General features: G+C 67.7%; 26 protein-coding genes. 13 read left to right on the top strand and 13 right to left on the bottom strand.

Annotated elements, in window-relative coordinates; all coding sequences use genetic code 11:
• Positions 1 to 168 precede the first annotated feature (168 nt).
• The 3 genes from EQ874_RS18355 (at position 169) to EQ874_RS18365 (ending at position 3,055) form a co-directional block, all read left to right on the top strand.
• A complete protein-coding gene (locus EQ874_RS18355; protein ID WP_016932572.1) occupies positions 169 to 1,011 on the top strand; it encodes a hypothetical protein in 843 nt (280 codons plus the stop codon).
• A 119-nt stretch (positions 1,012 to 1,130) separates the two neighbouring features.
• Positions 1,131 to 1,481: a hypothetical protein gene (locus EQ874_RS18360; protein WP_129977670.1), complete on the top strand. Its 351-nt coding sequence runs from the start codon at positions 1,131 to 1,133 to the stop codon at positions 1,479 to 1,481.
• Between the two features lie 143 nt (positions 1,482 to 1,624).
• Positions 1,625 to 3,055, top strand: a complete 1,431-nt coding sequence (locus tag EQ874_RS18365) for an MFS transporter (RefSeq protein ID WP_129977671.1) — start codon at positions 1,625 to 1,627, stop codon at positions 3,053 to 3,055.
• A gap of 9 nt (positions 3,056 to 3,064) precedes the next feature.
• On the opposite strand, the gene EQ874_RS18370 is transcribed toward EQ874_RS18365, so the two are convergent.
• Positions 3,065 to 3,823: a DUF1906 domain-containing protein gene (locus tag EQ874_RS18370; RefSeq protein ID WP_207213579.1), complete on the bottom strand. Its 759-nt coding sequence runs from the start codon at positions 3,821 to 3,823 to the stop codon at positions 3,065 to 3,067.
• A gap of 130 nt (positions 3,824 to 3,953) precedes the next feature.
• Complete coding sequence (locus tag EQ874_RS18375) at positions 3,954 to 4,892, bottom strand: winged helix-turn-helix domain-containing protein (protein WP_064062279.1); 939 nt, start codon at positions 4,890 to 4,892, stop codon at positions 3,954 to 3,956.
• Between the two features lie 185 nt (positions 4,893 to 5,077).
• Here EQ874_RS18375 and EQ874_RS18380 point away from each other — a divergent pair, with 185 nt between their 5' ends.
• Both EQ874_RS18380 and mug read left to right on the top strand, forming a co-directional pair.
• Positions 5,078 to 6,469: a carotenoid oxygenase family protein gene (locus EQ874_RS18380; RefSeq protein ID WP_129977672.1), complete on the top strand. Its 1,392-nt coding sequence runs from the start codon at positions 5,078 to 5,080 to the stop codon at positions 6,467 to 6,469.
• A gap of 19 nt (positions 6,470 to 6,488) precedes the next feature.
• Positions 6,489 to 7,055, top strand: a complete 567-nt coding sequence (gene mug, locus EQ874_RS18385; RefSeq protein WP_064062277.1) for a G/U mismatch-specific DNA glycosylase — start codon at positions 6,489 to 6,491, stop codon at positions 7,053 to 7,055.
• 20 nt (positions 7,056 to 7,075) lie between these two features.
• Here the strand turns inward: mug and EQ874_RS18390 are convergent, their stop codons facing one another.
• Positions 7,076 to 7,417, bottom strand: a complete 342-nt coding sequence (locus tag EQ874_RS18390) for a DUF1330 domain-containing protein (protein WP_064062276.1) — start codon at positions 7,415 to 7,417, stop codon at positions 7,076 to 7,078.
• A gap of 86 nt (positions 7,418 to 7,503) precedes the next feature.
• Here EQ874_RS18390 and EQ874_RS18395 point away from each other — a divergent pair, with 86 nt between their 5' ends.
• Together EQ874_RS18395 and EQ874_RS18400 are read left to right on the top strand one after the other, a co-directional pair.
• A complete protein-coding gene (locus EQ874_RS18395) occupies positions 7,504 to 8,322 on the top strand; it encodes a helix-turn-helix transcriptional regulator (RefSeq protein ID WP_064062296.1) in 819 nt (272 codons plus the stop codon).
• A 47-nt stretch (positions 8,323 to 8,369) separates the two neighbouring features.
• Complete coding sequence (locus EQ874_RS18400; protein WP_129977673.1) at positions 8,370 to 8,585, top strand: maltose regulon activator MalT; 216 nt, start codon at positions 8,370 to 8,372, stop codon at positions 8,583 to 8,585.
• Between the two features lie 7 nt (positions 8,586 to 8,592).
• Here the strand turns inward: EQ874_RS18400 and EQ874_RS18405 are convergent, their stop codons facing one another.
• Both EQ874_RS18405 and EQ874_RS18410 read right to left on the bottom strand, forming a co-directional pair.
• The gene (locus EQ874_RS18405; protein ID WP_129977674.1) at positions 8,593 to 9,117 is read right to left on the bottom strand and encodes a 2'-5' RNA ligase family protein; all 525 of its coding nucleotides are present in this window, start codon (positions 9,115 to 9,117) and stop codon (positions 8,593 to 8,595) included.
• On the bottom strand, positions 9,117 to 9,866 hold the full coding sequence (locus EQ874_RS18410; protein ID WP_232284686.1) for a CPBP family intramembrane glutamic endopeptidase: 750 nt from the start codon (positions 9,864 to 9,866) through the stop codon (positions 9,117 to 9,119). Before EQ874_RS18410 ends, EQ874_RS18405 begins: the two co-directional genes overlap by 1 nt.
• A 279-nt stretch (positions 9,867 to 10,145) precedes the next feature.
• Here EQ874_RS18410 and EQ874_RS18415 point away from each other — a divergent pair, with 279 nt between their 5' ends.
• Positions 10,146 to 11,843, top strand: coding sequence for a fumarate hydratase (locus tag EQ874_RS18415; protein ID WP_129977675.1), 1,698 nt, complete (start codon positions 10,146 to 10,148; stop codon positions 11,841 to 11,843).
• A 131-nt stretch (positions 11,844 to 11,974) separates the two neighbouring features.
• Here the strand turns inward: EQ874_RS18415 and EQ874_RS18420 are convergent, their stop codons facing one another.
• Both EQ874_RS18420 and EQ874_RS18425 read right to left on the bottom strand, forming a co-directional pair.
• A complete protein-coding gene (locus EQ874_RS18420) occupies positions 11,975 to 12,367 on the bottom strand; it encodes a hypothetical protein (protein ID WP_129977676.1) in 393 nt (130 codons plus the stop codon).
• Between the two features lie 159 nt (positions 12,368 to 12,526).
• The gene (locus EQ874_RS18425) at positions 12,527 to 12,985 is read right to left on the bottom strand and encodes a hypothetical protein (protein WP_242496801.1); all 459 of its coding nucleotides are present in this window, start codon (positions 12,983 to 12,985) and stop codon (positions 12,527 to 12,529) included.
• Between the two features lie 597 nt (positions 12,986 to 13,582).
• Here EQ874_RS18425 and EQ874_RS18435 point away from each other — a divergent pair.
• Positions 13,583 to 15,109: an AMP-binding protein gene (locus EQ874_RS18435; RefSeq protein WP_129977678.1), complete on the top strand. Its 1,527-nt coding sequence runs from the start codon at positions 13,583 to 13,585 to the stop codon at positions 15,107 to 15,109.
• Positions 15,110 to 15,134: 25 nt separating this feature from the next.
• Here the strand turns inward: EQ874_RS18435 and EQ874_RS18440 are convergent, their stop codons facing one another.
• Together EQ874_RS18440 and EQ874_RS18445 are read right to left on the bottom strand one after the other, a co-directional pair.
• Positions 15,135 to 16,451, bottom strand: a complete 1,317-nt coding sequence (locus EQ874_RS18440; RefSeq protein WP_129977679.1) for an MFS transporter — start codon at positions 16,449 to 16,451, stop codon at positions 15,135 to 15,137.
• A gap of 32 nt (positions 16,452 to 16,483) precedes the next feature.
• Positions 16,484 to 16,972, bottom strand: a complete 489-nt coding sequence (locus EQ874_RS18445; protein ID WP_129977680.1) for a VOC family protein — start codon at positions 16,970 to 16,972, stop codon at positions 16,484 to 16,486.
• A 99-nt stretch (positions 16,973 to 17,071) separates the two neighbouring features.
• On the opposite strand from EQ874_RS18445, the gene EQ874_RS18450 reads away from it, so the two are divergent.
• The 3 genes from EQ874_RS18450 (at position 17,072) to EQ874_RS18460 (ending at position 19,212) form a co-directional block, all read left to right on the top strand.
• A complete protein-coding gene (locus EQ874_RS18450; RefSeq protein ID WP_129977681.1) occupies positions 17,072 to 17,590 on the top strand; it encodes a polynucleotide kinase in 519 nt (172 codons plus the stop codon).
• Positions 17,591 to 17,865: 275 nt separating this feature from the next.
• Entirely contained in the window at positions 17,866 to 18,441 is a 576-nt protein-coding gene (locus EQ874_RS18455) for a CGNR zinc finger domain-containing protein (protein WP_129977682.1), read from the top strand.
• Positions 18,442 to 18,543: 102 nt separating this feature from the next.
• Positions 18,544 to 19,212, top strand: coding sequence for a pentapeptide repeat-containing protein (locus EQ874_RS18460; RefSeq protein WP_129977683.1), 669 nt, complete (start codon positions 18,544 to 18,546; stop codon positions 19,210 to 19,212).
• A gap of 22 nt (positions 19,213 to 19,234) precedes the next feature.
• Here the strand turns inward: EQ874_RS18460 and EQ874_RS18465 are convergent, their stop codons facing one another.
• The 4 genes from EQ874_RS18465 to EQ874_RS18480 all read right to left on the bottom strand — a co-directional run bounded on the left by EQ874_RS18465 (position 19,235) and on the right by EQ874_RS18480 (position 24,097).
• A complete protein-coding gene (locus EQ874_RS18465) occupies positions 19,235 to 20,719 on the bottom strand; it encodes an NAD(P)/FAD-dependent oxidoreductase (protein WP_129977684.1) in 1,485 nt (494 codons plus the stop codon).
• Between the two features lie 62 nt (positions 20,720 to 20,781).
• A complete protein-coding gene (locus tag EQ874_RS18470; protein ID WP_072740535.1) occupies positions 20,782 to 21,447 on the bottom strand; it encodes a TrkA family potassium uptake protein in 666 nt (221 codons plus the stop codon).
• A complete protein-coding gene (locus EQ874_RS18475) occupies positions 21,440 to 22,795 on the bottom strand; it encodes a potassium transporter TrkG (RefSeq protein WP_064062253.1) in 1,356 nt (451 codons plus the stop codon). The genes EQ874_RS18470 and EQ874_RS18475 overlap by 8 nt, the downstream gene beginning before the upstream one ends.
• Positions 22,796 to 22,873: 78 nt before the next feature.
• Positions 22,874 to 24,097 (bottom strand): MFS transporter, encoded by a 1,224-nt coding sequence (locus EQ874_RS18480; RefSeq protein WP_242496802.1) that lies wholly within the window; start codon positions 24,095 to 24,097, stop codon positions 22,874 to 22,876.
• 76 nt (positions 24,098 to 24,173) lie between these two features.
• Here EQ874_RS18480 and EQ874_RS18485 point away from each other — a divergent pair, with 76 nt between their 5' ends.
• On the top strand, positions 24,174 to 25,052 hold the full coding sequence (locus EQ874_RS18485) for a LysR family transcriptional regulator (RefSeq protein WP_064062251.1): 879 nt from the start codon (positions 24,174 to 24,176) through the stop codon (positions 25,050 to 25,052).
• Positions 25,053 to 25,065: the final 13 nt, after the last annotated feature.

Raw genomic sequence — 25,065 nt, forward strand, 5'->3', positions numbered from 1 at the left:
GTTACAATCCCGAACCAGCGATGGGCGCGCCGTTCCGAAACGGAAGGCTTGTCCCGTGTGCGGGGGGTCCATAGAGTGTCTCCTCGAGCCGTCAGCATCCGACCGTTCGTACCGAACGTCCGGATGCTTCAACGACAAGGATGGGGAACAGTGCTTCGTACTCGAGGAATGCGACGGGCGCTCACGCTGTGCGCGCTCGCTGCCACCGCGGGATTGGCCGTGCCTACGCAGGCCGTCGCGCAACCGGCTCCACCCGCATTGCCGGATCTGGCAAGGCTCGTCGAGCTGCCCCGGTTCGAGATTCCCGCCGATCTGTCCGTCGAGTCGTTGACCGACCTTCTGGCCGGAGTCCGGGCGAATCCCGAAGAGGTCGAGGCACTGGCATCCCTCGCACCCGCGATCATCGGCGCCGCCGCGGGCCCCGCGGATGTCGCCGACGCTGCCGACGGCAAGAACGATCTGCTGGCACAGGCCAAGGAACTGCTCGAGAACTCCCAGCTCCCCGAGTCGGTGAAGAGCACGCTCCAGCGCGTCATCAAGTTCCTCGACGGTAGCGGCGGCGGCGGACCCGACCTTCCCGAGCCCGGTGCCGTGGTGATCTCGCAGTTCCTGTACCCGACCATCGGCAAGGGCTGCATCGGCGACGGCCGGGACTCCGTGGGCACCGCCCTCGCGGTTGCAGGTCCGTCCCAGCTGCCCCCGCCCGGCCCGGCCGCAGGCCAGACCGGTTTCGTCTTCACGGCTCTGGGCACCGCTCCCGCGGCCGACGTGCAGGAGCAGCCGCTCACGCTGAGCTGGGTCAATGTCTCCAACGGCCGCACGGGAACGCAGCCGCTCACCAACGACGCGCGGATCAACCCCGACGGCCCGACCACGCTGAGCACGATCGCCGACACCGGTTCGGGTCAGGTCCTCGCCGTGATCTCCGGTGGAATCACCACGCAGGCCGAAGGCGCCGACCCGCGTTCGTGCACCTTCCTGCCCACCGTGGGTCTCGTCGCGGTTCCCTGATCGAACGAAGAACACTTCGACGCATCGAAGGCCGCCGGAAACACTTTCCGGCGGTCTTCGTCGTTTCTCCTCGACCTCCGTCCCTTCCCTCGCGGCCGCCGTGCGTGATAGACCGGAGCATGGCCTTCACCGCGTCGCGTAGCCCGTCGAAGTCCGTGAATTCCCACCGCTCGGTTCTCTCCGACCGTTCGATCCTCTCGATCGCGTCCGAACGGTCGATCCTGTCGATCGGTTCCTCGTATTCGATCCTGTCGATCGGTAGTTGCGGGTCGGTCCTGTCCGTCGGTTCCGTGGGATCGTTCGGTTCGATGTTGTCCTCGCTGTCGTTCGCGAGCCCCGGTTCGGCGCTGTCGGGCCTGTCGCGCTGGTCGCTGCTGTCGTGGCGCGGCGACCATTCCGCACCCGACGACCATCCGCCGTTCTTCGTCACCGTCGTCGAATCCGAGCCCGACCGGCACTGTCAGGCCTGACGGCAGGGGGTCTGCACCGGACCGCACTGCGGGAAGATGCTAGGGATCGTCGGTTCCGCCGTGTTAGACACGATGTGATCATCATTCGTATCGCGCACGAATTGTCGCCGGCCGCGTCACCCGGCCCCGGACCGAGGAGCCGCATGGCCGTAGAGACACCGATCCCCACCAGGGAGGTTCCCGCTCCGCGGGGCATCGTGCCGGTCCTCGCGACCGTCGGTATCAGCGTCGCGCTCATGCAGACCCTGATCGTCCCGATCCTCCCCCGGCTTCCGGTGCTCGTCGCCGCGACTCCTCAGAACACATCCTGGGCCGTGACGGCGACTCTGCTCGCCGGCGCGGTGGTCACCCCGATCAGCGGTCGCCTCGGCGACATGTTCGGCAAGCGCCGAATGCTCCTCGCCTCGCTGGCGACGATGGTCCTCGGTTCGGCCGTGTGCGCACTGTCGTCCACGCTGATCCCGCTCGTCGTGGGCCGTACCCTCCAGGGCGCCGCGGTGGGCGCCATCCCGCTCGGTATCGCGATCCTCCGCGACGAACTGCCCCCGCGCCGCCTGCCCGGCGCGATGGCGACGATCAGCGCGACGATGGGTGTCGGCGGCGCGATCGGGTTGCCTCTCGCCGCCTTCGTCGCCCAGGCGACGGACTGGCACATGCTGTTCGTCGCGTCCCTGGTGCTCGGACTCGTCGGCATCGCCGCGATCCTGCTCGTCGTACCCGAGTCGTCGCGCCGCAATCCGGGACGCTTCGACATCGCCGGGGCGCTGGCACTCTCCGTCGCTCTCGTGCTGTTGCTGCTGCCCGTCACCAAGGGCAACGACTGGGGGTGGACCTCCCCTGCCACCGTCGGGATGCTCGCCGGGGCGCTCGTGGTGTTCCTCGGCTGGGGCCTGTACGAACTGCGGGTGCCGCGACCGCTCGTGGACCTGCGGCTGTCCGCACGCCGGCCGATCCTGATGACGAACCTCGCGTCGGTGGCACTCGGGTTCTCGATGTACTCGAACATCCTGGCGTTCCCACAACTCCTGATGGCACCCGTGGAGACCGGCTACGGCTTCGGGCAGACGATGGTCACCGCCGGGATCGCGCTCGCCCCCGCCGGGATCGTCATGATGGCGCTGTCTCCCGTCTCCGCCCGCATCACGACGCGGTTCGGGGCCCGCGTCACCCTCGGCTGCGGCGCGGTGTTCGTAGGCCTGGGCTACCTCATGGCGTATGTGCTGTACCGGGAGGTCTGGCACATCGTAGGCGCGTCGATGCTCATCGGCGCCGGTGTGGGCCTCGCCTACGCCGCGATGCCGGCGCTCATCATGGGTGCCGTTCCGCTGCGCGAGTCCGCCGCGGCCAACAGTCTCAATACCCTGATGCGCTCGATCGGCACGACGAGCGCCGCGGCCGTGATCGGCGTGATCCTCGCGGCGATGACCCAGCAGATCGGAGACGCCGTCGTCCCCGCCCTCGACGCTTTCCGCGCCACCTTCCTCGTCGCGGTGGCAGCGGCCGTGCTGGCACTCGTGTTCACGGCGCTGATTCCGTCGGCGGGCCGGACGCTGCGAGCCGCCGACGAGATCTGACTCCGGGCGTCAGCTGCCCAGGAGCCCCGGGTCGGTGCTCGGTGCGCTTCCTGCGAGCGACCACTGGCCGTAGTCGGGCGTGAGCACGTGGTTGATGTCGACGCCGATACCGTCGATCCGGACCTCGCCAGGGATCTGGTGCAGGTTCGCCCTCGGATGGATGTAGCCCTCGGGCGTGCCCCAGTCGTGCTGCCAGTAGAAGGATCCGAGGGATACCGCCGACGCCCGGTCGATGGTCGGCGAATTGGCGTACACACCGAGATTCCCGGCTCCCACGACCTCCTGCCAGCCCAGCAGGTACGGCACGATGCGGGTCGTGAACTGCTCCAAGTTCGGGTTGTCGTCGATCGAGGCGTAGATCGGGCGGCCCGCCGGTCCCCCGGCCGCATAGTGCAGTTCGAGACCGCGCCGGGCGTGCTTCAGACCCGCCTCGTAGCCGCCGAGCCAGTCGGCGGTCCCGGCCTTGCCGAACTGGTAGCACGAGACCACTTCGAGTCCGCTGCCGATCAGCGCGTCCGCCTCCGATCCGGTGAGCGGCTTGGCCCGCATCCACGCGGCGTCGGGCCGCGCATCGGACACGTATCGGATGGCGCCGATGTGGCCGGCGGCCCGGATCGAGGAAGGCGACGGCACGGCGGCCGAATAGTCGACGATGGTTCCGAGCACCTGGCGTCCCTGGGCGAGTCCCGGTGCGCCGAGCGCAGAGATCAACGCGACGCCCGATCCGAGCGTCGCGTACCGCAACATGTCCCGCCGCGAAAGGGTCATCGAAACCTGTCCTTCGTATCGCCGTGTGTACGTCCGCCGTATTGCATCACAATCACGGGCGTCCCACCGGCCACACCGGGGAATTCGACCGGTCGCCGCTCCGGCGCCGGTCCCGGGGAAGCGGGCGTGCTCAGCGACCGGACAGTTCGGCGAAGAAGGCCGGCACCAGGGCGACGTCCTCCACCGTCCGCACGGTGGAACGGACACCGAGGCCGTGTTCCTCGAGCAGATCGCACAAGCCGTCGCCGTCGACGAGATCGATGGGCGGAGCACCGTGCCGGTGCGCTTCGGCGCGCGCGTCCTCGGTGAACGATCCGGTGGAGACGAGCAGGCCCTTCTCTCCGCGCCCGACCATCGCGGCACGGAACTCGCGGACCACGTCGGCACCCGCCTTCTCCGGTGCGCGCAGGAAACGGAAGAAGACGGAGAAGCTCAGCAGCGAGATGCGCAGGACACCCGTGCCCTCGACGTGGCCGGCGCTCTCCGGGGCGGGGGATCCACCCGGTGCCGGAATCGTCAGCGTCGTGAATCCCGCCGCGCGCAGAACCGCGGTGGCGAGTCGTTCGAAACCGTCCTCCGAGAGGTCGGCGACGGCAGCGAGGACCGGTTCACGCCACAGTTCGGGATCCTCGGGGGCAGCCGCGAGCGGCACGACCTGCGCGCCCTGCGAGACGTTGCGTACCAGCCGCTTGCGCCGCTTCTCGGCGGTGTACGCGACCTGCATGGGCTTGATCTCCGACTCGCGCACGGCGCGACCGCGCTCGGTCACGCTCCACACGCCGCGGCGCGTGTTCGACAGCAGGCCCATGCCCTTGAGGTAGGTCCGGGCCCAGGCCAGCCGGTATTCGATCTCGGTCCCGGGGCCGTCGCCGTGGAGCACCGCCTGCGCGGCCTCGGACAGTCCCGTCCGGGTGATCACGGCGGAATCGATCTCCTCGATGACACCGGACCCGCCGAGCTCGATCACCGCCTGCACGGTCGGCCAGAGAAGATCCGTGTACGGCGGCACCGTGGCCTCGCCACCCCCGGTGTTCCGGACGGAGTGTCCGATCGCGTTCCGGCGCTGCACACCTTCCCCTAACGTCGCGGCCGTGCGGCCGCACTATCGGTCCTGCACGTAGGCAACAACCTTATCCGATGCACGGCCCCCACCCGCGGGTGAAGGACCTGGCGAGTCGAATCACGAACCGAACCCCCACCCACGGTCCTAGGATTTCCCCACGGAACCTTTCGCCTCCACCGAAGCGAGCCGCCATGCATCGTCCGGCGCCTGTCGACCTGGCACACCATCCGCATCTCAGTGGTCTGTTCGCACCTCAACGCGAGGAAGTGGACGTCCGCGATCTGGAGGTTCGCGGGGAACTCCCCGCCGACCTGCACGGAAGCTATCTCCGCAACGGTCCCAATCCGCGCTTCGACCCGATCGGTCACTACGTCCACCCGATCGACGGCGACGGCATGGTCCACCGCGTGCAGATCTCCGACGGCACCGCCCGCTACACGAACCGGTTCGTGCGAACCCCGCAGGTCGTCGCGGAGGAGAAGGCGGGCCGTGCCCTGTGGGCCGGTATCACCGATCCCTATTTTCCTCCGGAGGAGGAAGTCGGCCCGGATCTGGCGAACACCATGCGTGAACTGCCCGACATCAACATCGTCCGGCACGGCGGACGGCTCATGGCGATGGCCGAGGCCGCGCCCCCCTACGCCCTGGGATCCGAACTCGAGACGCTCGGACGCGAGACCTTCGACGGAACCCTGCCGGTCGGGCTGACGGCGCACCCCAAGATCGATCCGCGCACCGGGGAGATGATCGCATTCTGCTACATGCTCGACCCGCCGTATCTGACCTGGTCGGCCGTCGCACCGGATGGGACGGTGACGCGGGCGGCGACCCCGGTCGACGGTGCCGACCGGCCGTTGATGATCCACGACATGGCGCTCACGCCGACCTATATCGTCCTGATCCTGGCTCCGCTCGTGTTCGATCTCTCGCAGATCTTCTCCGGCGGGTCGCCGCTCGACTGGAAGCCCGACCTGGGGGTGCGGGTCGCGCTCGTGCCCCGCGACGGCAGCACGGTGCGCTGGTTCTCGACCGACACCTTCTGGATGTGGCACACCGCCAACGCGTTCGACCTGCCCGACGGGGATGTCGCGCTCGACTACGTGGAGTGGAGTTATCCGGGCGCGCTGACCGAGAAGTCGGGCCCGAACCGCTCCGTGCTGCGTCGCGCCGTGATCGGCCGCAACGGCGTGACCCGCACGACCCTGTACGAACGCGACATCGAGTTCCCCCGCATCGACGACCGGTCGACCACCCTCGAACACTCCGTCGTCGCGACCATCGGACGCAGCGGATCACAGAAACTCCCTGCAGGAGCAGCAGATTCACTCTTCTGGTTCGACGTCGCGTCCGGCACGGAATCGGTCTGGGCGCACGAGACGCTCTCCCCCGGCGAACCCGCCTGTCTGAGCGGCGGATCGGGCGGCTACTGGGGCGCGATCGCGACCGACCGGGCGGATATGACGAGCTGGTTCCTCGTCTTCCCCGAGACCGACCCGGCGGCGGGTCCGATCGCGCGGGTGCGTCTGCCGATCCGCGTTCCGGCCGGCCTGCACGGGGCCTGGCTCCCGTCGGACGGAGTGTGACTCCGGCTAGTTTGGGAGGATGGGTTTCACACGAGCCGAACTCGAGTCCTTCCGCGACGCGGTGATCCCCGATCTCGTCGCACCCGGCTGCCGCCTGCTGTTCGTCGGGATCAATCCGGGTCTGTGGACCGCGGCGACGGGAGCCCACTTCGCGCGGCCGGGAAATCGCTTCTATCCCGCCCTGTTCCGCGCCGGCATCGTCGACCGGCTCATCGACGCGTCGTCCGGCATGAGCGACGCCGACCGCGACCACCTGCTCGAGCGGGGTGTGGGCATCACGAATCTGGCGCCGCGCGCGACGGCCCGCGCCGACGAACTCACCGACGAGGAACTCCGCGAGGGCGGACGTCATCTGGCGAAGGTGGTAGCGGAGTTCCGGCCCCGCGCCGTGGCGGTTGCGGGCATCACCGCCTACCGCGCGGCCTTCGGGCGGCGCAAGGCGAAGGCCGGGCGGCAGGACGACACGATCGGCGACGTCCCGCTGTGGGTGGTGCCCAATCCGAGTGGACTCAACGCCCACGACACCGTCGACTCGTTGGCGCGGGCCTACGCCGAACCCGCACGGGCCGCCGGCATCGTGCCCTGAACTCCCGCCGCCCGTACCGGTCACCGCTCGGCGCCGAGCACCTTGTCGAGGAAGTGTGTCGCGCGGTAGCCGGGTGGGGTGCCCTGCACCAGGATCGCCGATCCATCGGAGTTCTCGGTGCGGAGGGGAAGGATCTCCTGGTACTCCGCCGAGTGGTACCAGCCGCGCGCTCGTTCCATATCGGGGAACTCGATCACGACGAGATTGCCGGGGAACGGCCCCTCCATCACCTCGGGATCGGTGCCGTGCACGAGGAAGCGACCGCCGTACGGAACGAGCGTATCGTCGATCCTCTCGAGGTACCGGACGATGTCGTCGCCGAAGTCGACCTTGCGGAGATGAGCCACTGCGTATGCGTTCATGGGGACCACCGTGCTCCCCTCGGTGCACGGAGTCGATTACCCGAAAAGTAATGGTGACCGCTCCCCCTGCCGTCTACGTTCGGGGCATGACCACGGTCGACGCTCCCCATGCCGGCGCGCTGCTGCGGACGTGGCGGGAACGACGCGGGCTGAGCCAGCTCGCCCTGGCGCACACCGCCGGCATCTCGCCGCGACATCTCAGTTTCGTCGAGACCGGCAGGTCGCGTCCGTCGCGCAGGACGGTGCTCACGTTGTGCGAGCATCTGGAGGTTCCGTTGCGCGAACGCAATTCGATCCTCCTGGCGGCGGGTCTGGCACCGGCCTATCCCGAGCATCACCTCGGCGATGTACCGATGTCCGCGGTCTCCGATGCGATCACCCGGATTCTCACCCTGCACAACCCGTTTCCTGCGCTCGTCGTCGACCGGCACTGGACGATGGTCGACGCGAACGACGCGGTCGTCGCACTCGTCGAGGGGTGCGCTCCGGAACTGCTCGAGCCACCGGTGAACGTCCTGCGACTGACCCTGCATCCGCGCGGCCTCGCCCCGCGCATCGCCGATGCGGGGCAGTGGCGCGCCCACCTCCTCGCCCGCCTGCAGCACCAGATCGGGGCGACCGGCGATCCGGAGCTGAAGCGGCTGCACGGCGAACTCGTCGGTTATCCCTGCGACGACCCGGCCCCCGAGGACGTCCCGCACTCTCTCGTCGTGCCGTTCCGTCTGCGCACCGAGCGCGGCGAGTTGTCGTTCCTGAGTACGACGACCCTGTTCGGCACTCCCCTCGACGTGACGGTATCCGAGCTCGCGATCGAGGCGTTCTACCCGGCCGACGCCGCGACGTCGCAGGCACTCGTGCGGGGTTCGCATCTCGATCCCGCCTCGTATGTGGAGGTTCCGCGCTAACGTGGGAGGTGCGCTGCTGCCGAGCGGATCATGCGGAGGACACCGACATGAGTACTGCGAAATGGTGGGTTCTCGACGAGCGGGGTTCCGGCTTCGCCCTCGAACATCGCCCTTCCGGCGACGTCGTACTGGTGAACACCGCGACCTCGGAGGAACACGTCCTGCACGGCTACGTGTGGAAGCACTGTCCGCACTTCGGCCTGCAGATCCAGAGCGAGGGACCGCCGCCGTACGGGCCGTGGGTGGAGAATCCCGAGGATTGAATTCCTGTCACGGGATCACCCGTAACGGTGTGTGCTCGCCGGTGGCGGTGTCGATCAGCACCGCCCGGTCCAGCGTCGCCTCCATCGGGAGCACGTCGTATACGACGGCACCGAGACGGTCGAGTTCCTCGCGTCTGGTTCGAGGACTCAGCGAACAGTGCGGGGTCCAGCGTCCGGGTATGTAGTAGCGGTGCAGGTCCGCTCCCGTCGCCGTCACGACCTGCACGACGCGGGCCTGCCGCTGCACGAGTTCGGCCGAGGGGGCCGGCACGAGCGACGCGCGGCCGCGCCGGAACAATCCGAGCGCATCGATGTAGACCCGGACCGGTTCCCCGTCGGGCACGTCCCCGAGAGCCGCGACGACGTCGAGCAGGTCGTAGCTTCGCAGCACCGCATAGGAGAGATGCGGGACGTGTCTGCGGTGTGTGTGGGTGAGCAGGGTGGGGATACCGTCGTCCTCGAGCCGGCCCCACAATCGCCGTATCGCGCGATCGGTCTCGGTGTCGAACAGGAGGCAGACCGCCAGCGCCATCAGTTGAGGGTCGCGTGCCAGACGAGTGCGGCGGCGAGCGCGCCCGCCCCGTTGAGCGACCAGTGCAGGGCGATGGGCGCGAGGATGCTGCCGCTGCGCCGGCGCAGCCACGTGAAGACGAAGCCCGCCGCGGCAGTCGCGATCACCGCGCCGACGATGCCGGCGACCTGCGCGAGCAGGCCGGCGCCGAGGAACGCGCTGAGGCCCGCGTTGCCCGCGGTGAGCCCGAACGACGACGCGACGTGCCACAGGCCGAACAACAGGGATCCCGCGGCGAAGACCCCACGCGCGCCCCACACCCGCTCGAGGGTTCCGTGGAGCACTCCGCGGAAGGCGAGTTCCTCGGGGATGACGGTCTGGAGCGGGATGATGATCATCGAGGCGACCAGGGCGCCGGAGATCGTGGCGTAGCGCTCGGAGAGGAAGAACTGCCTGGTGAAGGGCAGAGCGATACCGATGGCGACTACCGTCAGGACGAGAACCACGGCCGCGACGGAGTACAGCGTCCCCCGCTTCCAGTGCCGGGGCGACAGGCCGAGTTCGGACCAGCGCATGCCGCGTCGACGCATCATCGCGACCAGCACGCAGGCTGCGATCGGCACGGTCGCGATCGACGCCCACGTCGTCGTGAAGTGGGCGATGAGATTGGTGGTGACGAGCACCGTGATCACCACGGCGAGATCGATCCACGCGTGGAAACGGGGCAGCCATGCCAGCGACGGCAGGCGTCCGGCCTCGGGCGAGGGCAACCGTTCGATTTCTACGGTCACGTGCAATCCCTCCGGCAATTCTCGAACATCCGGTCAAGTGTACGGTTCGGGGCCGGCCGGGCGCCGTGACGCAGACCACTCCGGCCTCGATTCCTTTCAGGATTCCCACTCTCGACGTCATGGACACACCCCCGAACACCGCGAGATCCGGGTCACATTCGGAGTGCAGGCCGAGTCCGTCACATGCCCCGTTGTCAACCCCTTGCGTCCGCGCCGCTAACGTGTATGGCGATCACCAGCCCTCTTCCAGGAGAAACAATGGCCGACTTCCTCTACGAGGACCTGCTGCCGATCGGGGAAGACCCCACCGAGTATCGGCTCCTGACCACCGAGGGGGTGTCCACCGTCGAAGGACCCGACGGCCGCACCTTCCTGAAGGTCGAGCCCGAGGCCATGCGCCTGCTCACCGAGACCGCGCTGCACGACATCTCCCACTATCTGCGCACGGATCATCTGAAGCAGCTGGCGAGCATCCTCGAGGATCCCGAGGCGTCGAACAACGACAAGTTCGTCGCACTCGATCTCCTGAAGAACGCGAACATCGCGGCCGGTGGAGTACTGCCGATGTGCCAGGACACCGGCACCGCCATCGTCATGGGCAAGCGTGGCCAGCACGTGCTCACCCCGGGCGACGACGAGGAGTCCATCGCGCGCGGCGTGTACGACGCGTACACGAAGCTGAACCTGCGGTACTCGCAGAACGCTCCGCTGACGATGTGGGACGAGAAGAACACGGGCAACAACCTGCCGGCGCAGATCGAGCTGTACGCGGACACCGCGAAGGGCCACGAGAACGCCTACAAGTTCCTGTTCATGGCCAAGGGCGGCGGATCGGCCAACAAGTCGTATCTGTACCAGGAGACGAAGGCCATCCTGAACCCGGACTCGATGATGCAGTTCCTCGAGGCCAAGATCCGCTCGCTCGGCACCGCGGCGTGCCCGCCCTACCACCTCGCGATCGTCGTCGGCGGCACGTCGGCCGAGTTCGCGCTGAAGACGGCCAAGTACGCCTCGGCGCACTACCTCGACGAGCTGCCCACCGAGGGCGCCATCACCGGCCGCGGTTTCCGCGATCTCGAACTCGAGAAGAAGGTCTTCGAGCTCACCCAGAAGATCGGTATCGGCGCGCAGTTCGGCGGCAAGTACTTCTGCCACGACGTCCGCGTCGTCCGCCTGCCGCGCCACGGCGCGTCGCTGCCCGTCGCGATCGCCGTCTCGTGCTCGGCCGACCGTCAGGCCAAGGCCAAGATCACTCCCGAGGGCGTTTTCCTCGAGCAGCTCGAATTCAACCCGGGCCAGTTCCTGCCCGAGGTCACCGACACCCAGCTCGACTCCGAGACGTCGGGCGTCTCGGGCACCGGCAAGGGCGCCGCGGTCAAGATCGACCTGACCCGGCCGATGCCGGAGATCCTTGCCGAGCTGTCCAAGCACCCGGTCAAGACGCGCCTGTCGCTCACCGGCCCGTTGGTCGTGGCGCGCGACATCGCGCACGCGAAGATCAAGGAGCGCCTCGACGCCGGTGAGGAGATGCCGCAGTACCTGAAGGATCACCCGGTCTACTACGCCGGCCCCGCGAAGACCCCCGAGGGTCTGGCGTCGGGTTCGTTCGGCCCGACGACGGCCGGTCGCATGGACTCCTACGTCGACCAGTTCCAGGCAGCCGGTGGCTCGATGGTGATGCTCGCAAAGGGCAACCGCTCCAAGCAGGTCACCGACGCGTGCCATACGTACGGCGGCTTCTACCTCGGTTCGATCGGCGGTCCGGCTGCGCGCCTGGCGCTCGACTGCATCAAGAACGTCGAGGTCGTCGAGTACGAGGAACTCGGCATGGAAGCGGTGTGGAAGATCGAGGTCGAGGACTTCCCCGCGTTCATCGTCGTCGACGACAAGGGCAACGACTTCTTCGCGCACACCGGAGAGGTCACGCTCACGGTCGGCAAGCGCCCCGGTCTGTAGAGACAACTACGGAGAACGGCCCGGCAGGATTCCTGCCGGGCCGTTCGCGTTCGGGTGGATGTGCTCACCGTGCGGACAGAAACACGCTGCCGGAGCATGTGCTCATGTCCGCAGGGCGAGCAAATTCGGACTCAGGCAGCGCAGGTATGCGTCCGCGCGAGCACGGCGGGCGACTGCACCACCACCTGCTGCAGGAAGTCGAGGACGATACCCGCTGCCGACTCGGCACCGGGCGCGAGCACCGCGCACAACGCGCGGTACTGGTCGTCGCTCATCACGGGCGCGATACGGAAATGCGTGGTCATCGCGAGCGTGAAGTCGACCCCGAAGTCGCGGGCGCGGACGTGCAGCTGCGGGCCGTGCTCCCCCGCGATCAGGCAGATCTCGAAGACGGCGCGGCCGGCGGTGTGCTCGAACGACGCGGCCGGGACGCGGTTGCGGACCATCTGGCGATAGAGAGGCCGCAGTCCGCCGAGCACGACCGGCGGAAGCGTCACTGCCCGAGGACGGTCGGCGGTGAACATGTGATCACTCCTTCAACCACGCGACCTCACCGGGTCGCACACTTTTTCTGGATTAAATCCAATAACTGGAACTATTCCAGAAAAACGATCGGGGTGCAACCGTCCTCGTGGCCGCTCATCCGACCCGCCCGTCGCGGGCCGTGAGGCCGTCCCACCGGATCAGTCGCCCGCGGACCGGACGGCACCGACCACCGCTGCGACGAGGAGGGCCAGCACCAGAACCAGAAGCAGAACCGGGCCGAGGAGCAGGACCGACGCGATCAGGACGGCCAGGCCGATCTTGGCCTTGGTGCTCAATCCGGAGATCAACCCGCCCAGGGCGGCGAGGGCAGGGTTGCGACCCTCCAACGCGGCCCGGATGCCTGCGAGGACCGCGTGCAGTCCCACGCCGCCGCTGGTGACCTCACCGAGGAGCGAGTCCACCCATTCGCGGATGCGGCGGGTCAGTTTCTTTCCGGGTCTCCGCAGCGCGCCCAGTGCGGTGCGGGCACACGCCCGCACCGCATCCCGCAGCATGTCGACGAGCGATGACGATGTCGGTTGTGTCTGCTCGGCCCGCGCCCGCTCGGGTCGCGCCCGCTCCCGCGCGGCGCGGGTCGGTCTTTCGGTCTCCTTCACGGGCCGACGTGGCCGGTGCGTCTCCCTCGGCGAAGTCGACTTCGAACGAGGGCGGGGCGCCGCCTCGGTCCGGGGCGATGTCCGGGCCGTCGACCGGGTGGTGGATCGCGTCGTGGTGCGCCTCGGGCCGGGTTCGGAATCGCGAGACCGACGCCGCGTCGCGGATTCCGCGTCACGAGACCGACGCCGCGTCGCGGATTCCGCGTCGCGAGACCGACGCCGCGTCGCGGCATCGGAGTCACGGGGTCGACGGCTGCGCGTCCGCGCGGGCTCGGTCGTGGTCTCCGTCTTCTCGCGCGTCGCGGCCGGACGCCGCGCCGGACGAGAGGTTCGGCGAGGTTCGTTCTGCCGAGCACTCATACCGCTCGCCTTCTCTCCTGGACGGGCACGGTGCCTTTCAGTGAACGCCGGATCCCGGGTCCGGTCAATGTGGAACGGCCCCGTCGACCGGAGTACGGAACAGGTGGACCTTCTTCAAGATCGGCAACTGCCCTTGGAAGAATGGGCAGTGCCCTCACAGCACACGGGGAGGTGTGCGCATCATCGTTCGCGACGGGGAGTACGCGCGCGACGTAATCCGAAGGAGCACCGACCAAGGTGACCGAGCTCTTCAGTTTCGAAACACTCACGCCCACGGCATTTCTCGACCGTTCCGCCCGAGTCTTCCGTGACGACCTCGCGGTGGTGGACGGAGACATCCGCCGCACCTACGCCGAACTGCGCGATCGGTGCCTGCGGCAGTCGGGCATGTTGCACGCTGTCGGCGTCGAACCCGGCGACCGTGTCGCGGTGCTCGCGCCGAACACCTCGCTGATGCTCGAGGCGCACTACGGCGTGCTCTACGCAGGCGCCGTGCTCGTCTCGCTCAACACTCGCCTCACCGCGCCGGAACTCCGGTTCGTCCTCGAGCACTCGGGCAGCCGGGTCCTGCTCGTCGAGCAGTCGCTGGCCGACCTGGCCCGCGAGGCGACGGCCGGCCTGCCGTCCATTACCGTCGTCGGCGACGACTACGAGGACAGGCTCGCGGAGGCCCGCCACCGGTACGTGCCGCTCGCCGACGAGCGCAGCATGATCGCTCTGAACTACACGTCCGGCACCACCGGTGATCCGAAGGGCGTGATGTACCACGCGCGCGGCGCCTACCTGCAGGCCCTGGCAATGGTCGCGCACTTCGGGCTGGACAGCGGATCCGCCTATCTGTGGACGCTGCCGATGTTCCACTGCAACGGCTGGACGTTCACCTGGGCGGTCACCGCGGCCGGTGGCACGCACGTGTGCCTGCCCAAGGTCGATCCCGAACGGATCTGGGATCTCGTGCGCACCGAGAACGTCACGCACCTGTGCGGCGCGCCGACCGTGCTCGCGTCGCTGGTGGACGCCCCCACTGCCGGCGGCATCGACCATCGTGTGGTCGCCGCCATCGGTGGCGCACCGCCGGCGCCCGCCCTCATCGAGCGGTGCACCGCCCTCGGACTCGACATCACCCACCTGTACGGGCTCACCGAGACATACGGTCCGGCGGCGATCTGCGAGTGGCGTTCGGAGTGGGATGTCCTCCCCGAGGACGAGAAGGCACGGCTGCGCTCCCGGCAGGGTGTCGGCAATATCGTGGCCGGTGAAGTCCGCATCGTCGACGCGATGGGATCCGACGTTCCGGCCGACGGTGAGACGTCCGGCGAAATCGCACTGCGCGGCAACAACGTGATGCTCGGCTACTACAACAACCCGGACGCGACCGCCCGCGCGGTGCCGGACGGCTGGTTCCGTACCGGCGACATCGGCGTCGTGCATCCGGACGGCTACATCGAGATCCGCGACCGCGCCAAGGACGTCATCATCTCCGGCGGCGAGAACATCTCGTCCGTCGAGGTCGAGGCGGCTCTCATCAGCCACCCGGCCGTTCTCGAGGCGGCCGTGGTCGCAGCACCGAGCGAGAAGTGGGGCGAACGTCCCGTCGCCTACGTGACGTTGCGCAGCGGCGCGAACGCCGACGAGGCGGAACTGCGGGCACACGTGCGTTCGCAGCTCGCCGGCTTCAAGGTGCCCGACAGCATCGTCTTCGGTGCCCTGCCGAAGACCGCGTCCGGAAAGATCCGCAAAGTCGAACTACGCGAGCGTTTCTGAGCTCCGGCCGGGACGGTTCCCGACGTCACTTCTCGTCGAGGACCGTCCCGGCCCGCTCGGGCAGGGTGAACGCGGCGAGTGCGGCGACGACGAACGACGCCGCGAACGCGCCGAAGACGAGACCGTTGCCACCGGTGTCCAGCAGCACCGGCACCAGCAGCGGCGCGATGATCGACGCGAGCCGGCCGAAGGCCGCGGCCGAACCGGTACCGGCGCCGCGGACCGGTGTGGGATACAGCTCGGGGCCGATCGCGTACAACGCACCCCATGCTCCGAGATTGAAGAACGACAGCGCCATACCGGCCGCGACGATCGTTCCCGGTGTCTCGGCGAGGCCGAACAACCCTGCCGAGACGGCCGAACCGGCGAGGAAGACACCCAGCGTCGTGCGTCGCCCCCACACCTCGATCAGCCACGCCGCGACGCCGTAGCCCGGCAGCTGGGCAAGGGTGATGATCAGCGTGTATCCGAACGAGGTGACCAGGTCGAAGCCCTGCGCGACGAGCAGGCTCGGCAGCCAGATGAAGACGCCGTAGTACGAGAAGTTGATGCCGAACCACACGATCCACAGCGCGGCGGTGCGGCGGCGCAGGTTCGGCGCCCACACCGACCCTCGGGCGACCGGCTCTGCCACGGCCACGGGTTCGCGGCCCTCGTCGGGGACAGAGGCGACGCCGGCCGATCGCTCGTAGTCGCGCACGATCGACTCTGCTTCCGCGTACCGTCCGCGACTTTCGAGGTAGCGCACCGATTCGGGTAGACCGAACCGCACGACGAGGGCGTAGGCGGCGGGGACGAGACCGGCGGCGAGTGCCCACCGCCAGCCGTTGTCGCTCGTGGGGACGACGAAGTATCCGATCAGGGCGGCCAGGAGCCAGCCGACCGCCCAGAACGCCTCGAGGGCCACGACCACACGCCCCCGTATCCTGCGTGGCGCGAACTCACTGACCAGCGTCGACGCGACCGGCAGTTCGGCACCGAGACCGAGTCCGACGACGAACCGGAGAACGATGAGCATCGCCACCGAAGTCGACAGCGCCGCAGCGCCGGTCGCCAACCCGTAGACGAGCAACGTCGCGGCGAACACCTGCCGGCGTCCGATACGGTCGGCGAGCAGACCACCGAGCGATGCACCGATCGCCATACCGACGAAGCCGATCGATCCGATCCACGACAACTGAGTGGACGACAGATCCCACTGCACGGCCAGCGCCGCCATGACGAACGAGATCAACCCCACGTCCATGGCGTCGAGGGCCCAGCCCACGCCGGAGCCGGTCAGCAGGCGGCGGTGTCTGCCGGTGAACGGCAGGTCGTCGAGCCGCTGGGTGCGAGTGGTCATGCACCGAAACGTACCGCAGCCTCCGGACCCGATCAGCCGCGCGCGGCGGCCTCCAGAGCCGAGACGTCGAGCCGGCGCATCGTCATCATCGCGGTGGTCACCCGCTGTACGACGGCCGGATCGGGGTCGGCGAGCAGTTCGTTCAGCCGCTTCGGTACCACCTGCCACGACAGGCCGTACTTGTCCTTCAACCATCCGCACGCGGATTCCTCGCCGCCATCGGCGGTCAGCGCGTCCCAGTAGTGGTCGGCCTCCTCCTGGTCGGCGCAGTCGATCTGGAACGACACCGCCTCGGAGAACCGGAACTGCGGGCCTCCGTTGAGTCCGTAGAAGACCTGACCGTCGAGGAAGAACTCGACCGTCATCGGAGTCCCCGCCGGAACCGGGACGCCACCTCCCGTGGACTCCTCGGTGTACCGGGTGATCTCCCCGATCTCGGAGTGGGGGAAGATACCGACGTAGAAGTTCGCGGCTTCCTCGGCGTTCATGTCGAACCACAGCCACGGAATGATCCTGGGCATCGTGACTCCTCGTGCTGTCGAATGGGTTCCACGGTCACGAAGGCAGACCCTGTCCGGGTCGGATTCTCATCGCGGAGCGTGAGTGGGTATACGACGTGCGTGGCGAAGAAGACGCGCGATCGCAAGGAACGACCGAGACAGCGGCACCGGCCGCCGGGCACCGCACCCGCACCGCCGGGGCGGTACGTCGAGGATCCGACGCTGCCGGCGGCCTGGCTCGTCGACATCGACGGAACGCTCGCACACATGGGCGACCGGAGTCCCTTCCACTGGCACCGGGTGGGTGAGGACACCGTCTCCCCGGCGGTCGAGGCCGCGGTGCGGGCGTTCGCCGCCGCGCCCGACCGGGCCGCGATCGTGTTGCTCTCGGGACGCGACGGCGTGTGCCGGCCGGAAACCGAGGAGTGGCTCGCCCGGCACGACATCCCCTACGACGAGCTGTACATGCGTCCGGCCGGCGACAACCGGAAGGATTCGATCGTCAAGGCCGAACTGTTCGACCGTCACATTCGGCACCGCTACCGCATCATCGCGGTGCTCGACGATCGCGATCAGGTGGTGCACATGTGGCGGCGGATGGGACTGGTGTGTTTCCAGGTCGCCGAGGGCGATTTCTGACGGGCATCTGCACACGCCCGGTTCTCGACCGGTGAGTCGATCATTCGGGGACACTTCGGCACTCAGCGCGGTCGGCGGAACGATCGGGCCCCCGCCGAGATCGACGCGCCGGGCCCCGCATCCGACGCAACGCACGTACAGTACCTGTCCGATCGACGTGGCGTGGCTCGACTCCACGCTCCACGCGTGTTCGTGAGCGGGGGTCCGGATGGGACATTCCTGTGGGTTCCGAGCTTCGATGGCGGTCATGTCCACCACCATGATGTAATACCCTTATGCATCTCAACCCTTACGGAGAGTATGCGGTTCTTCTCGCGGCGTCACTGGCCGACGACTGGCCCGAGGATCGGGCCGGCATCATGGCCCGTACCCGCGAGGTGGGCATGACCATGGACTTCCCGACCGCGCCCGACGACCATCAGCGCACCCGCGAGGTCATCGACGACTGGCTCGTCATCGTCGACGCGTCCGACCCCCGGGAACGTGCACGCCTGCTCAACGAGCAGATGGCCACCGCAGCGGCCTATCCCCGACTGACCGATCACGACGGCGAGGGCTGGCACCTGCACTACCGCGACGAGGTGCAGCCGCTCCCCGACGTGCTCCGCGCGGTGATCAGCGTCGGCACGGCCCTGCACCTCAGCACTCGCGGAATGCACCGCCTCCACCGGTGTGCGGCATCGGACATGCCGCGGAACCCGTGCACGGCCGTGGTCGTCGATGTCACCCGCAACGGTCGCCGGCAGTACTGTTCCGTGCGATGCGCGAATCGCGCAGCGGTACGCCGACACCGAGCGAGGGCGGCATCGGACCGCCGACCCGCACATCCGTCGATCCGCACAGCCGAGTAGCACATCACGGCACGCGCGGATCACCCGTCCCCGGGTCTCCACGATCCGGCGGGTTGGGAAACTGGACAGCAGACATCCCACCGATCCGGAGGCTCCGACACCATGGCTGCTCGTTCCACCACCCGCCCGCCGAGGATCGACGCCCCGAACATCGGTGGCCTCATCGACTCCGACGGCGACGACGTGCTGGCGCACGGAATCTTCGAGAACAGCCGCTACACGAACATCGATCTGTCGGAACGGGATCTGACGGGGATCGCGCTGTCCGAATGCGTCCTCTCCGCACCGATCGTCACCGACAGCGACCTCACGAGCGCACGGCTGCGCGACACCCTGTTCGAGCGCATGCAGGCACCGAACCTGTTCGCACCGCGCAGCAGCCTGCACCGTGTGTGCATCCGGGACAGCCGGATCGGTGCGATGGACCTCTTCGACGCGGATCTGCGCAGTGTCACCGTCGCGGATTCCAAACTCGGACTGGTCAATCTGCGGGCAGCCACGGGACACGACGTGCTCTTCCGCGGTTGCATCATCGACGAGCTGGATCTGGGAGGCGGCACGTTCACCCGCGTGGCCTTCGAGGACTGTTCCGTCGGTGTCCTCGACGTCGACCGCGCATCTCTCGACCAGGTCGATCTCCGCGGGTTGCGGATCGACACGATCCGCAACCCGGGCGGTATGAAGGGTGCGACGATCAGCGCCCATCAGGCCGTCGAACTGGCAGGACACTTCGCCGCTCATCTCGGTCTGCGCATCGAAGACCCCTCCTGAGGACGATTCCCCGCCCGACCGATCACATTCGTGCGGGTGGGACCGAGGAGACATCGAACGCCGCCTCGTCGAACGTCGACAGCTCCCGCAGCATCCGGTCCGTGGACCACGGCCAGTTGAAACTGTTGCGGCCGTTGACATCGAAGAAGTAACTACGACAACCGCCGGCGTTGTACACGGTCCCGTCGAGTGCGTCCTGCACCGTCCGGTTGAAGGCATCCTGCACGGCCCGTCGCGGCTCCATCCGGGTCCATCCCTCCTGCCGCGCTCGGATCAGCGCCTGCATGACGTATCCCAGTTGCGCTTCCAGGATCGTGAAGGCGGACGTGTGTCCGGTGCCCAACGAGGGGCCGAGCAGAACGAAGGCATTGGGGAAACCGGCGACCGTCGTTCCGAGATACGCCTGGGGGCTGCCACTCCAGTGATCGTCGAGGCTACGACCCTGCCCGTCGAAGATCCGCCCGGCGATCGGCATGTCCAGGATGCGGAAACCCGTACCGAAGATGACGGCGTCCACCTCGCGTTCGACACCGTCCCCGCCGATCACCACATTTCCCCGCACCGACGCCACGGCGGTGGGATGCACTTCGACGTTCGACCGGGTCAGGGATCGGTAGTAGGTGTTGGAGAACAGCATGCGTTTGCAACCCGGCGTGTACTCCGGTGTGAGGAGGTCGCGTAGTCGCCGGTCGTGCACCTGCAGACGCAACCATGCCCGGCCGACCTGCTGCAGCACCTTCATGAACGCCGGGTTCCGGAAGCCGAGCCCCAGCATTTCCATGATCGCGTACTCGGATCGTCGCAACACTTCGTGGGCACCCGGCACTCGGCGCAGGACGGCACGTTCGAGACGCCGGAGGGGATAGTCGGGTTTCGGCAGCACCCATTGGGCGGTGCGCTGATACAGGTGCAGTTCGGCAACGTCCGGCTGGATCTCGGGAACGAACTGCACCGCGGACGCGCCGGTCCCGACCACCGCGACGCGTTTTCCGCTCAGGTCGTACCGATGGTTCCATCGGGAGGAGTGGAACACCTCACCGGGAAAGGTGTCGAGCCCGGGAATGTGCGGGATGAGCGGTTCGTTCCACGGGCCCGCGGCCGCGACGAGCGCATCGGCCGTGATCACTCCGGCGGACGTGTGCACCGTCCACCGATGGGCGCGGTCGTCCCACCGGGCGCGCTGCATCTCGGTGCCGAACCGGATGTGCGGGAGCACTCCGTTCGTCTCGGCCACGTCTTCGATGTACCGCCGGATCTCGGCCTGTCCGGCGAACAAGCGGGACCACTCGCGGTTGGGCGCGAAGGAGTAGGAATAGAGCGCCGACGGCACATCGCATGCACAGCCGGGGTAGGTGTTGTCCCGCCAGGTTCCGGCGATCGCGTCGGCCTTCTCGAGGACGACGAAGTCGATACCGTGTCGGCGCAGGTGGACCGCGGCACCGAGACCGGAGATACCGGCACCGATGACGACCACATCGTGGTGAACGTAGGCGTTACCCGGCGTCATACCAAAAGTATGACACGTGGGGGCGTGACGGCCGACACCCTCTCCCGTCGCCCGATCCGGCCTCACGCCAGTTCGGCGAACCGTTCGGTCTCGCGCGCCTGCCCGGAGACGATGATCGTGTCGCCGGGAGAGATCACGGTGTCGGCCGTGGCGTAGGTGAATCCCTCCCCCGGTCGCTTGATCGCCACCACCGTCACGCCGTAGCGGCTTCGGATCGTCGTCTGCGACAAAGGCTTTCCTACGGCGAATGCCGGTGCGACCGTCTTGACCATGGCGAAGCCGTCGTCGAACTCGATGTAGTCCATCATCCGCCCACGCACCAGGTGCGCAACGCGTTTGCCCATGTCGTGCTCGGGTCGCACGACGTGATGCACACCGATCTGGGTGAGGATCCGGGCGTGCGCGTTGCTGATCGCCTTGGCCCACACGTTCGGTACCGCCATGTTGATCAACGCCGAGGCCGTGAGGAGGCTCGCCTCGAGGTCGGACCCGATCCCCACGACCGCCCGGCCGTATTCGTGCACCGACAACTGCCGAAGTGATTCCTCGTCGGTGGTGTCGGCGACGGCAGCGTGCGTGAGCCGGCCCGACACCTTCTCGATCACCGCTTCGCTCGCATCGATACCGAGCACCTCGGTGCCCTGAGCCATCAGTTCGAGCGCAAGCGATTTGCCGAATCGTCCGAGCCCCAGGACGACGACGACATCGGCGGCCGGTTTCCTAGCCAATGAAGGGCCTTTCTGTGGGTAGTTCGTAGCGGCGACCACGGTCTCGGGCCGCCAATGCACTGACGAGCGTGATGGGTCCGATCCGGCCCAGATACATCAGCGTCACCAGGATCAGTTGTCCCCAGGACGGCAACTGAGCGGTGATGCCGGTGGACAACCCCACGGTCGCGAACGCCGAGGTGACCTCGAACAGCAGTACGTCGAGGTCGAATGCGGTACCGGCGAGAAGCACGAGTGTCGGCACCATCACCAGCGCCACACCGATCAACGCCACCGCCAGGGCCTGGCGTTGGAGACGCGGATCGATGCGCCGATCGAACACCGTCACGGACTTCTCGCCCCGGACCTCGGCGGCGATGACGAACAACAACAGGGCGAACGTCGTGACCTTGATACCGCCGGCGGTGCCGCCGCTCCCGCCTCCGATGAACATCAGTACATCGGTCACCAGCAATGTCGCGTTGTCCACCTGGGCGTAGTCGACGCTGTTGAACCCCGCGGTGCGCGGCATGACGCCCTGGAAGGTGGCCGTGAGCAGCTTCGCGCCCCAATCGTGTCCCTGCAGAGTGTGATTCCATTCGAGCACCAGGACCAGCAGCGGGCCCACCACCAGAAGCACCGCGGTCACCACCACCGTCAACCGGGTATGCAGCGACCAGCGCTTCCGGTGTCCTCTCAGGTGCCTGCCGAGTTCGAACAGCACCGGAAACCCGATGCCACCGAGGATCACCGCGATCATCAACGGCACACAGATCCACGGATCGGCGGCGAACCCGACGATGTTGTCGCTGTAGAGAGCGAACCCCGCGTTGTTGAACGCCGAGATCGCGTGGAAGACCCCCAGCCACACCGCTCGGGCCGGGGTTTCGTCGTAGCCCACGGCGAAACGGAGCGCCAGGGCCGACGCCACGACGGTTTCGATGAGCACGCTGGTACGCACCACACCGACGACGACACTGCGGACGTCGCCGAGTCCGGACGTACGAACCTCCGCCGCAGCGTTGAGCCGGGCCTTCAGGCCGATCCGGTCGGCCAGCACCAAACCGATCAACGAGGCCATCGTCATGATGCCGAGTCCACCCACCTGGATCAGCCCGACGATCACACCCTGCCCGAATCCGGACCAGTAGGTGGGCGTGTCCACGACGATCAGGCCGGTCAGGCACGTCGCGGAGGTCGCGGTGAACAGCGCCGCCATCACGCCTGCTCCGGTACCCGACTGCGTCGCGGCCGGGGTCAGCAGCAGCACCGTGCCCACCGCGATCGCTGCGGCGAAGCCCAGCGCCACCACCCTGGCCGGGCTGCGCGTCAACCGGTTCGCGAGGCGCCGGATCGGCGCGGACACCACTTCGGTGCGTCTACTCACATCGCCGAACACTAGACCCGCCGGCCGCACGCCCGGAATCTCGGGGGGATCACTGCGGTGTCAGGCGTTCCCGGCCTGCTCGACGGGAACGCACGTCCGCGCACGCCTCACGCCCTGCATCTCGCGAATCCAGAGCCCGAGACCACAGGTGGGGAAGACCGCCCCCAGCACGCACACCGCTTTCCAGCCTCCACCGAAGTACGCGAGGGTGGACAGCACACTCCCGAGCGATCCTGCAAGGAAGTAGCAGGTCATGTAGGCGGTGTTGAGGCGGCTTCGAGCGTCGGACCGAAGCGGGTAGATCAGACTCTGGTTGCTGATGTGTGTTCCCTGGATCCCCAGATCGAGCAGTGCGACCCCGATCGCCAGCGCGACGACGTGACGCTCCCCGACGGCGAGCAGCACGAAACTCGCCGCGGTGACGGCGACGAAGAATCCGGTCTGGCGACGCGCATATCCTCGGTCGGCGAGAGCACCCGCCACACGGGCGGCCAACGCACCCGCGACCCCGAAGAGGGTGAACATCCCGATGCGCGCATCGGACCACCCGTATCCCGGTCCGGCGAGGAGGAATCCCACGCTCGTCCAGAACACCCCGAACGACGCGTACGTCAGTGAGCCGTACGCGATCCGTTGCCGCAGAACGGCTTCGGCGGACATCAGTCGGAGTACCGAGGCCAGCACCGCACGGTACCCGGCATCGGTAGTGGGGACCGACTCCGGCAGGGTGCGGATCAACAGCACGGTGAGCAGCATCAGCACCGCTGCGCATACGAACACCGCCCGCCAGCCTGCCACCTCGGCGATCAGTCCTGCCACCACGCGGGACAGCAGGATGCCCAGCAACAGACCGGTCATGACGTTGCCGATGACACGTCCACGCTCGTCGTCGCGGGCGAGACTCGCCGCGAAAGGCACCAGCACCTGGCCCACGACCGATCCCGTACCGACCAGGACGGCGCACGCCGCCAGGATCCGCCAGTCCGGCGACCACGCCATGACCAGCAAACCGGCAGCGGTGACGAGGAGCATCCAGCGCAGGAGTGTCCGTCGTTCGACCATGTCCCCGACGGGAACGAGGAACGCCAGGCCGAGCGCGTACCCGATCTGTCCGGCCGTGACCACGAGCCCGACCTCGGCAGTGGAGGCGTCGAAGGTCTCGGCGATGGCGCCGACCAGCGGTTGCGCGTAATAGCTGTTGGCCACCACCAACCCCGAGGCAAGGGCCATCACCGCGACGAGTCGGCGATCCATGCGAGGCGTCGAGATATCGGTGCGTGACATGGATCCGATCGTCGAACGCCGTCCATCGATCTGTCCAACGGGATAAATCGATCGATCGCAGAAGTAGAATCGATCAATGGAGTTTCGTCAGCTCCGCCATTTCCTGGCGGTCGTCGAGCACGGTCACTTCACCCGTGCCGCCGAATCCGTGCACCTGTCCCAGTCGGCCCTCAGCGCCTCCGTCCGCGCGCTGGAGAACGAGCTGGGAACACCGTTGTTCGAACGCACCACCCGCTCGGTGGTCCCGACCGATGCCGGCAAGGTGCTCTATCCCTATGCGCAGAGAATGCTCGGGGAAGCACAGGACGCGGTGGCCGCCGTCGGCCGGTTGCGGACCGGAGAACTGGGCACACTGACGCTGGGGACGGTGCAGACGTTCACCGCAGTGGACCTCCCCGCACTGCTGGCGCGCCTGCACGGCAGGTTTCCGGGAATCGGAGTGACGCTGAGAGAAGCGACCACGGACGAACTCTTCGATGCCGTGACCACAGCGGAGCTGGACCTGGCATTCGTCGCACTCGATGCACGCCCGCTCCGGTCGGGGCTGACCGCCCTCCGGACCTACCGTGAGGAACTGACCGTCGTCGCGGCCCCGGATCATCCGCTCGCTGCGGTGACGGACATCGAGATGCACGACCTGCAGTCCTGTTCGTTCGTCGATTTCCAGGCGGGCACCGGTCTGCAGACCACGATCGAGTCGTTGTTCGCGGCTGCGGGAGTGCACCGGCACATCACGTTCCGGGTCGGCGACATGGACCGGCTCCTCGAACTGGTCCGCTACGGCCTCGGAGTGGCGGTCGTGCCCGAACCGATCGCGCAGCGCAGCGGGCTTCGGCGGATTCGCATGAACACCGGAAACCGGTGCCGCACTCTCGCACTCGTCGGACGCACCAACGCGTCCCCCAGTAGGGCCGCGAGACTCTTCCTCGACCTGCTCACCGATCCGATCGCATGACCCCGGTGCCGAG

This window comes from Rhodococcus sp. Q1 (assembly GCF_004153645.1).
In the GTDB taxonomy this organism is placed as follows: domain Bacteria; phylum Actinomycetota; class Actinomycetes; order Mycobacteriales; family Mycobacteriaceae; genus Rhodococcus; species Rhodococcus gordoniae.

What these genes read in the sequence shown, in the direction of transcription:
- EQ874_RS18355 (WP_016932572.1), top strand. Translation starts at nt 169, where the DNA reads ATGCGACGGGCGCTCACGCTGTGCGCGCTCGCTGCCACCGCGGGATTG.
- EQ874_RS18360 (WP_129977670.1), top strand. Translation starts at nt 1,131, where the DNA reads ATGGCCTTCACCGCGTCGCGTAGCCCGTCGAAGTCCGTGAATTCCCAC.
- EQ874_RS18365 (WP_129977671.1), top strand. Translation starts at nt 1,625, where the DNA reads ATGGCCGTAGAGACACCGATCCCCACCAGGGAGGTTCCCGCTCCGCGG.
- EQ874_RS18370 (WP_207213579.1), bottom strand. Translation starts at nt 3,823, where the DNA reads ATGACCCTTTCGCGGCGGGACATGTTGCGGTACGCGACGCTCGGATCG.
- EQ874_RS18380 (WP_129977672.1), top strand. Translation starts at nt 5,078, where the DNA reads ATGCATCGTCCGGCGCCTGTCGACCTGGCACACCATCCGCATCTCAGT.
- mug (WP_064062277.1), top strand. Translation starts at nt 6,489, where the DNA reads ATGGGTTTCACACGAGCCGAACTCGAGTCCTTCCGCGACGCGGTGATC.
- EQ874_RS18390 (WP_064062276.1), bottom strand. Translation starts at nt 7,417, where the DNA reads ATGAACGCATACGCAGTGGCTCATCTCCGCAAGGTCGACTTCGGCGAC.
- EQ874_RS18395 (WP_064062296.1), top strand. Translation starts at nt 7,504, where the DNA reads ATGACCACGGTCGACGCTCCCCATGCCGGCGCGCTGCTGCGGACGTGG.
- EQ874_RS18400 (WP_129977673.1), top strand. Translation starts at nt 8,370, where the DNA reads ATGAGTACTGCGAAATGGTGGGTTCTCGACGAGCGGGGTTCCGGCTTC.
- EQ874_RS18405 (WP_129977674.1), bottom strand. Translation starts at nt 9,117, where the DNA reads ATGGCGCTGGCGGTCTGCCTCCTGTTCGACACCGAGACCGATCGCGCG.
- EQ874_RS18415 (WP_129977675.1), top strand. Translation starts at nt 10,146, where the DNA reads ATGGCCGACTTCCTCTACGAGGACCTGCTGCCGATCGGGGAAGACCCC.
- EQ874_RS18420 (WP_129977676.1), bottom strand. Translation starts at nt 12,367, where the DNA reads ATGTTCACCGCCGACCGTCCTCGGGCAGTGACGCTTCCGCCGGTCGTG.
- EQ874_RS18440 (WP_129977679.1), bottom strand. Translation starts at nt 16,451, where the DNA reads ATGACCACTCGCACCCAGCGGCTCGACGACCTGCCGTTCACCGGCAGA.
- EQ874_RS18445 (WP_129977680.1), bottom strand. Translation starts at nt 16,972, where the DNA reads ATGCCCAGGATCATTCCGTGGCTGTGGTTCGACATGAACGCCGAGGAA.
- EQ874_RS18455 (WP_129977682.1), top strand. Translation starts at nt 17,866, where the DNA reads ATGCATCTCAACCCTTACGGAGAGTATGCGGTTCTTCTCGCGGCGTCA.
- EQ874_RS18460 (WP_129977683.1), top strand. Translation starts at nt 18,544, where the DNA reads ATGGCTGCTCGTTCCACCACCCGCCCGCCGAGGATCGACGCCCCGAAC.
- EQ874_RS18465 (WP_129977684.1), bottom strand. Translation starts at nt 20,719, where the DNA reads ATGACGCCGGGTAACGCCTACGTTCACCACGATGTGGTCGTCATCGGT.
- EQ874_RS18480 (WP_242496802.1), bottom strand. Translation starts at nt 24,097, where the DNA reads ATGTCACGCACCGATATCTCGACGCCTCGCATGGATCGCCGACTCGTC.
- EQ874_RS18485 (WP_064062251.1), top strand. Translation starts at nt 24,174, where the DNA reads ATGGAGTTTCGTCAGCTCCGCCATTTCCTGGCGGTCGTCGAGCACGGT.